At 38.9% G+C, this 8,879-nt stretch carries 1 protein-coding gene; it reads left to right on the top strand.

Annotation, left to right across the window (positions count from 1 at the left end; all coding sequences use genetic code 11):
* Positions 1 to 139: 139 nt before the first annotated feature.
* Positions 140 to 8,644, top strand: a complete 8,505-nt coding sequence (locus GKC53_06430; protein QRN41721.1) for an autotransporter domain-containing protein — start codon at positions 140 to 142, stop codon at positions 8,642 to 8,644.
* The last annotated feature ends 235 nt before the right edge of the window (positions 8,645 to 8,879 follow it).

Raw genomic sequence — 8,879 nt, forward strand, 5'->3', positions numbered from 1 at the left:
AATCAAGTTGATATTTATAGTACCTTCTATTTACAGTGCCCTCTATTGAGGACATTATTTCATAAGAAATGATTGTAATAGTTAAGATATAGTTAATTTTATGATTTCAATATAATTCTAAAGAAGAGGGTGAAAACATATGAAAATTAGACAGAAGCAACTAGTTTTATCGTTGGTCTCATTATTTGGTGCTGTTTCCTTGACGAATGCGGATGGAGTGCAATATCGGGTTGCCCATGCTAGTGAACCGGTAATAGAAGAGAACCCGGTATTTGTGCCACAGGCTGTTGAACCTGAACTGGAGGTGAGTGAAGAATTAGCATGCGTGGAGGATGAAGAGACTTGTCAACAAACTTATTATCCTCTGTACTTAAATTTATTATTAGCCGCAGCAGATTTGGCTTTGGGCATAGGTAGTGACACTAGATATGATCCTAAAATTGAATATTCAAATCAGATTGATGATGTGAATAAGAGTGAAACCAATTTTACTTATAATCCAGCTGATTCTGCGGCATCACCGCTATCAGCATCTTTATCGTTACAGTCAATGAGTACTACACCAAGTGTATTGAGTCAATTACCGTTTACTTTATCGACAGCAAGTTCGTTATTGCCAATTAGTGGCCCTTTGGCATCTTCAACAAATGCATCACTAGTGCCATTGGCATCACCAGTCTTATCTTCATTGGCTCCCTTTGAATTAAGTTCTTCGTTATCTGTTGAACCTTTATTATCATCATTGACAATTCCTTTGTCTTTATTAACATCAGGTCAGTCAAACTCCTCTCAACCATTATCAGGTCCCTTGAATAGTCTAGCATCTTCGTCAGCACCCTTTTTGACGCCTCTAGGTTCGTCTTTAGCATTACCTTTATCATCGTTGGGTTCTTTGGGTAAATTCATATTGACATCTTCATCAGTTCCATTGATGCCATTATCAAGTAGTTTATCAAGTACTGGCCCCTCTTTGATTTTGCCATTTTATATTTCATTAACAGCTTCTTCCCCATTGAATTCATCATTAATATTACCATCGATTTTGCCTTTAAGCAGTTCTGGGATGCCATTGGCAAGTTCATCAATTCCATTATGGTATTCGATTTCAGCACCATCGATTTTACCATCATCCTCCTTATCGAGTTTAGGCCCATCTTCTTTGTCACCGATATCATCGTCTGTTGGGTTACCTTTATTAAGCTCATCATTGCCATTCTTGTCTTCATCTGCTATTCCTTTGGCGGTACCATCTTTTTCACTGGGATCGAGTTTACAAGCTTTAACAACCTCTGGATTGAGTCTTGTCTCAGCACCTGTGGATTTATCATTAGCACCATTGTCATCGATTCCACCATTCAGTTTATCAATGGATCCTTCTAAATCAATTACTTCAATTCCTAGTTCATTATCTTTGGTACCTGTTTATTCCTCATCATTACCATCTGACTCTTCATCAGTGGCTCCTAGTTTATTGTCTTTGCAAAGTTTAGGTTCTTCTTTAACAAGTTCAGGTACTTCATTATTGGAATTGATCTCATTGCCTTCTGCAGTATTGTCGGCACCATCATCATTGATTCCACCATTTAGCTTATCAATGGATCCATCGAAATCGTTAACATCAGGACCTTTGTATTTTTCCATAGCAAGCAGTTCTTCTGCTTCATATCCTTTCACCGTATCTTCAGGTTCTCCATTAGTATTGTCACTATCTGCACCGGTTGGTTCTTTGCTTTCTAGTAGTTTATCCTTGTCTTTAGCTCCTTTATACCTTTCATCAGCACTTCCTTCTGGTTTATCATCTTTGCCATTGACAGTATTGTCTTCACCAACTGTATCTTCGAGTATTCCTTTTTATATTTCTGGAGTGCTTTTAAAATCATTAGCTTTATCCCAATCGTCACTATTGCCATCTAGTCAAATAGGTAGTTCATTTCCAGCGTCGAGTTTGGGGCCATTGAGTATTTCACTAGGAAGTTTATTACCATCTTTATCAGGGTCACTTTCAGCTTTTCCTGCTTATAGCTCTCTTGGAAGTTCAAGTATTGCTACTTCATCTTTGCCCATGATTTCAGCTTCTCTTTTTTCAGGATTGGCTTCTAGCGGTGGCCCTTCATTGGGATTATCCTCATCTTTTACTGGATCATCAGTATATTCTTCTGGAACAATTTCGAGTGCTTTGAGTGTCCCTGTTGGTGGATTAGCATTGGCAGGTTCAGCTCAAAGCATTTCTCTGACAAGTTCTGTTATCTTGACGTTACCAGCTAGTTTGTCATCAACAACATTATTTGGATTTTCGTCTAGTTCGGGATCGCTGTTATCAACACCTTCTATGGTATCATTTTTACCTTCATTTTTAAGTTTTATGGGCTTGCCATTGAGTATTACTTCATTGGTGGGTACTTATGTGAGTATTTTTAGTGGTTCATATGGTGTGATCCCATTCTTCTTATCCAGCCAAGTAACTGGTTCTACGGTTATTAGTTATTCCACATTGTCATCATCTTCAATACCAGCACTTAGTTTTTTTGGTTCATACTTCATGTTATGGCTGGGTTGGTCAACACAATCAGCTTGGATGGGGCCAGGTTTATCACTATCATTTATACCAGAAGCTTCTTTTGCGTTTATTCCTGGATTTATAGGGCCTTTGTCTTCTATTTTTGGGTTAATGAGTGCTTTTGCCTCAGTACCTCTTTTAGCAGGCAGTATTCCTTCTTCTGTAATATCTCCAGGATTATCTTTGGTAGGCCCTTCTTCCTCTGCTGTTTCTCCTCCTCTTTTATCATCGGGTAGTTTCTTTACGCTATCTGCTGCTATTTTTGGTGGTCCAGTATTTTCTTCATTAGTACCGGTTTCTATTAGTTCATTGCCCATTCCTGTTTTAGGGCCTTTCTTATGGGGATTTACTATTGCGCCATCGTTTATTTGGTCATCCTATGTTTCTTGGACAATGCCATTGTATAGCACAATGTTTTTGTCAAATGTCCCATCTTTAATATCATCGACTTCAATACCAAGTATTGCTTCATTTTCATCAGTACCTAGTACGTTTTATGCATCTAGTTCAATAGTAGCACCTTATCTTTCATCAGCTGTTTTGTTATCACTGGCACCTTTGGGAATCCCATTGTCATCAAGTAATAATATAACTTCTATACCAATGTCATTTTTAGGTAGTTCATTGTCCACCACATTCCCATCATCGATTATTCCATCGGCAAGTTTAGTATTAGTTAGCTTACCTAATATTTCCGTAAGTTCATCAATAGGCTCATCGAGTTTAATTTCAGGTGTATGGGCAAGTATTGCAGTTTCTAGTTTGCCGATCTCATCTTTAGCACTTCATTTACTTGGAGCTCTAAGTGCTGGTTCTGGATCCTTAGCTGTTGGTCCTTCATCTGGAGTAGGATTAGCAGGATCTTTGGTTAGCTCTTCTTTTGGTACTCTGTGGGCAGTACCTAGTAGTTTGAGTGTTGGTGTAACAGAGATGATATCACCAGTACCATCATCTTTTGTTCCATTGATATCATCTAGTTCAAATTTTACAGCATCATCATTGTCAGGATCGTCAACTGTGTCAGGTTTAGTGCCTGCAAGTGTTTCAGGGTCAATAGCTTCAGTGATATTAGTGCCATCGACTGCCCTTAGTACCTCTTTGCCAGTTTCATCGGTAGTTTCTCTTGATAGTTTATTGGGGTTGAGCTCACTACCGATTTCTTCTAGTACTTTCGCATCTGAGGTATCTTTGCTTTCTGCCATTAGTCAAATTTCTGCAGTATCAGCACCATCTATGATTTATGGTTCTTTGACTTCTGGTTTAGGAACTAGCTTGATTTCTAGTGCTTCAACCGTTATTTCATCATTACCATTGGCTTCTTCCGGGGTAAGCTCATTACCATTTATTGTATCTTCTAGTATACCTTTATCGATATCAAGTGCTGTACCAGCATCATCTGGATATCTTTCTTTGGCATTAGGATCCGTTGGTTTGTGGGCTACTGACAGTACTTGGGCTGTTGCTAGCTCATTTACTGGTATTCCATCTGCATTAAGTGTGATCTTGCTTTATAACTTCTCATTTATACCTTCTGGTATTTTAGGGACAGTACCAGCTATTTTTTCATTTGCCGCTTCTGCACCAATTTCTTCTGGTTTAGGTCTGGTAAGTTCATTTCCACCTTCACTATCATCGATGTTTACGGGTTTCATGATGGCGGTTGTTTCGTCAGTAGCTTTGCCTGGCTCAATGTCTAGTTTACCAAGTTCAAGTATTCCATTCTTGAATACTTCAGTTAGTTTCTTGCCTTCTGCAGTGGCTAGTACGGCAGCGCTTTCTTCATTGACTGGCTTGTTTACTGTTTCATGGATGGGTATGAATTTATCTTCATCTGGTATTCCTACATCAGTTGGTTCGTCTTCTGGTTCTCTCTGGACCTCTTGGTCGTTGTTTGGTCACCTTAGTTCAGGTGCACTTGGCCCACTTTCTGTTTTTGTGCCATCATTTTGGTCTGTTATAGGGGCTTCATTACCGGGTACTTCGGCAAGTATTACTTTAGCCAGTGCCGCAACATTTGGTCTTGGGGCTATTGTAACTTTCTTCTCATCATTGGGGTTTGTATCTTTGTTGCCTGGAACATCTGTGTTATTGGGTATGATACCTTCATCTTCATTAGCTTCACTCCCATCGAGTGGTTTAATGGGTGTGTTGTCGTCTATTGCTTCATTAAATACAAGTATTCCATCAACATTGTTGCTTGTCCCATCGTTTATCACTGGTAGTCTATTGCTTTCATCGGCACCTGTAAGTTTGTTATCATCAGTTCCTTCAATAACATCATTGTTATCGTTGATGAGTTCTAGTGTAGTATCATCTATTTCATTAGGATCTTTATCTTCAGTTGGATTAGTTTACTCACTATCCAGTGGGGTAGTAAGTTCTCTATTATTTGGAGCATCTTCAATTCCAAGTTCGTTGGCAATGCCTTTTATTTTATCGAGTACTTCTTCAGTTTTAACGCCTGCGTTAGCTAGCTCATTGACTTCTTTATTGGGAACATTTTCTTTGCTACTGCCATCATTGAATATAGCGATCTCGACTATCCCTTCTTCATTATCAAGTATTGTGAGCTCACCATCATATATTCCATCTTCTTCAGTAGGAATAAGTTCACTGTTTTCATCTAATCCAATTTCGGCATCAATTAATAGTATATTGGCACCTATTAGCTTGGGTGTGCCGAGTTATTTGTCAGGAATCTCATCTACTAGTTTGGGATCATTATCAGGTGCGCCATCAAGTTCTAATCCTTCATTTGCACCTAGCTCTAATCCTTCAAGTAATCCAAGTAGTGCGCCATTTAGTAATCCAAGTTTGGCACCATTTAGTAATCCAAGTTTGGCACCAATATCTAATCCGTTATTATCATGGTTTAGTAACCCAAGTGTCGCACCTAGTGTATCACCGCCAAGCTCATTATCTACTAATCCATCTAGTATGAATCCAAGTAGTAATCCAAGTACGGCGTCAATTAGTAATCCAAGCTTGAATCCAAGTAGTGCACCGTTTAGTAATCCTGCACTTTCATGGTTGAGTAATCCAAGCAGTGCACCATTGAGTAATCCAAGTAGTGCGCCATCTAGTAATCCAAGTTTAGCGCCGTCATTCAATCCGTTGACATCGGGGTCAGTGAATCCATCTTTAATGACACCGAGTACCAATCCAAGCACGGCGTCAATTAGTAACCCGAGCTTGAACCCAAGTAGTGCACCATTGTCTAATCCATCAATGGCACCATTGAGTAATCCAAGTAGTATGCCATTGAGTAACCCATTGAGTGCACCATTGAGTAATCCTTCACTTGCACCGATTAGTAATCCGAGTAGTGGCGCACCATCTACATGGTCATTACCTAGTAGTAATCCAAGTAGTGCACCGATTAGTAATCCAAGCATTAATCCGATCAGTGCACCGTCTAGTAATCCAAGTAGTGCACCGATTAGTAATCCAAGTTTGGCGCCATTTAGCAATCCAAGTAGTGCACCGATTAGTAATCCAAGTTTAGCGCCGTTTAGTAATCCATTGATTTCATCATTAACTAATCCTTCAAGCCAATTACCAAGTAGTAATCCTTTGGCTTCAAGTAGTAATCCAAGCAGTAATCCGAGTAGTGCACCATTATCTAACCCATTACTGTCATCGTTAAGTAATCCAATTAGTTTGCCATTGAGTAATCCGTTATCTGCACCATTGAGTAACCCATTATCTGCATCAATTAGCAATCCGATCAGTTCCTCAAGTAATCCATTGCTGTGGCCATCAAGTGGACCATTGAGTATTTCAAGCAATCCATTATCAAGTTCGATTAGTAATCCGGTGTCATTGTCATCTAATCCACTTAGTACTTCGATTCCATCAAGTATTAGTAATCCATCTTCTTGGTCTAATTTGTCTTCGGCGTTACCAAGTGCACCATCGGCGATAGTAGCAGGCCCTGCAATGTCATCTAAGTTCTCTGGGGTTGGTAATAAGAAAGCGAATAGAGCGAGTTACTACATACCGGGTTATGACTTTACTGAGACTAAGAAAGACTTTGAATTTAGGAATGTAGTGACGTTTGGTGATTCATTGTCAGATACCGGTTCGGCAGGACGTGGTGGTATTTATATGGCAGATGGTAATCCATTTAGTTTCTATAATAGTTATTTAGGGATTTACTTGACTGGAAAGTTTAATGCACCAAGAAGTCAAAATGGTACTAATTATGCGGTTTCAGGGGCATTGGTTAAATGGGCTTCGAGTGTATTACAGTTATTAGGAGATCCGATAGCGGTTATGCGTTCTAAGATGTCACAGCAAATAGAATACTACCTACAAGATAATAAACAAATTGCCAACTCTAAAGACGTGTTTGTATTGTGGGGAGGTGGTAATGATATGACCGGAGATATTATGCAAGCGGCAATGCCATGGAACTGGGATAAAATCTTAACTTCGGCAGGTGGTTATTTAGATAACAAGCCAAAAGTTTTAGGAGGTTATGCTCAGTTACTGGCAGATAAAGGTGCAAAAAATATCTTTATGTTAGGGTTACCGGATCCGGGTTTATCACCATTCTCCGGAGCAGCAATAGTTGGTGCTACCGTAGGTTCGTTGGGTATGTTCATGGATGGTACACCATTGGAGTTCTTAAATCCGGGTAATTGGGTATTGGGTGCAATGGATAGTTATTTACGAAACAATAACAATTTGGTGGGTACACCGGTTGGTAATGCAGATGAATATGTTATAGATAACTATGCAAGGATGTATAACCACTTTATGCCATTGATTCCGAAAGAGTTATGGCGTTGGGTGATAGTGATTCCATCACAATTACAACGTAACTTGGTGCTTCGTTGGAATAGAGATTTACAAGAACGTTTAATGGATGTGAATGGTAATATAGTTTATGCTGATATTTACCGCTTATATGAAGAAGTACAAAACGATCCATATACCTATGGTTTTACTAACATTCTAGTAGCACAATGTAGCTTAGGTAAAGAGTCTACGATATGTGATGCGGGGGATGATTATTATCATGGAGATGATGGACAAGTGTATATGTATACTGACTGGCATCACCCAAGCCCACAAATGAATCAAATCATAGCGGAATACTTGTTGAGTATCTTCAATGCACCGGGTTATGTATCTGGTTTATCTAGAGTTTCGGAGGTAAACGAGAGTGTACGTAATAACTTCATGAAGAATGAGATGAAGTATATGAGGTTTGATACAAGAGAAGTAGGTGAGTTTAGAACGTTTGCAAGTATATTAACGGGGATAGATAAGAACAGTCGATCATTAAGTTCAAGGAATTTATCGACCCAAGGTATAGGAGCAGGGTTTGCGTACAGAGCCTCTGAAGGTTTAGATGTAGGAGCCTCATTATCGTTGATGTATGGAGATAAACATCCAAGTAATCAATTGAAGTATAAAGACAGTGCACAAGCATTGACGGCATTTATGCAATATAAAGATGCGAGTGGTTTGTGGGCAAATGGGCAAGTTTATACGGGTTGGGAGCAAATGTCTGATATCAAACGTTCGATGCAGTTTCTAAAACACATTAGAACGGAGAAAGGCGCAACGAAGGGTAAGGTATCAGGGTTTGGTGCTTCCGTGGGATATGACGTGCAAATATCGGAATTAGGTTGCGATGAATGTTCTACGACTTGGTATGCCACCCCTTACATTGAAGGTAGTGTGACTAAATTCAAGGTTAAGGGATATGAAGAAGAGGGTAATAGTTCTACGGCGATGGAATTTAATGAACAAAAACGCACAAATAAATTAGGTACGTTAGGTGTTCAATTTAGTAGTCGTTCGCCGAAGTTAAATACTAACCTAGACATAGCATATACGAAGAACTTTGACTATGAAGAGTTTGAAGCAGAGGGGCGTTTAAAGAACTTTGCTAAAAACTTCCATCGTTCAGGTAAAGGTATTGCAAAAGAAAGGAAAGGTTGGTTATCGATTACACCAAGCGTTGAGTACAAGATCAATGATGAAGTATCGGTATATGGTAATGTGAATTATAACTATGGTAATAGTAAGTTTACACAACTAAATGGTACTTTAGGTATTAGGAGTAAATTCTAAACCAATTTGATAGACTCGAATATCAACAGCTCCGTAAGGGGCTGTTTTTTTATTGTGTCGAGGCCAAGTATTTTTCTTACAATAAATTTATTAATGTTGTTTAATTAATACATATTATCTTGTTATTTTTATTATATGGGTTAATGATTGGGAAACGATTATTGCTAGATTCTTGAAACAAAAGGTACTTTCTTATAGATTATTTACTAAAATAATTAAGGTGATATTTGGGGGT

The organism is Neisseriaceae bacterium (assembly GCA_016864895.1).
Classification (GTDB): domain Bacteria; phylum Pseudomonadota; class Gammaproteobacteria; order Burkholderiales; family Neisseriaceae; genus QFNR01.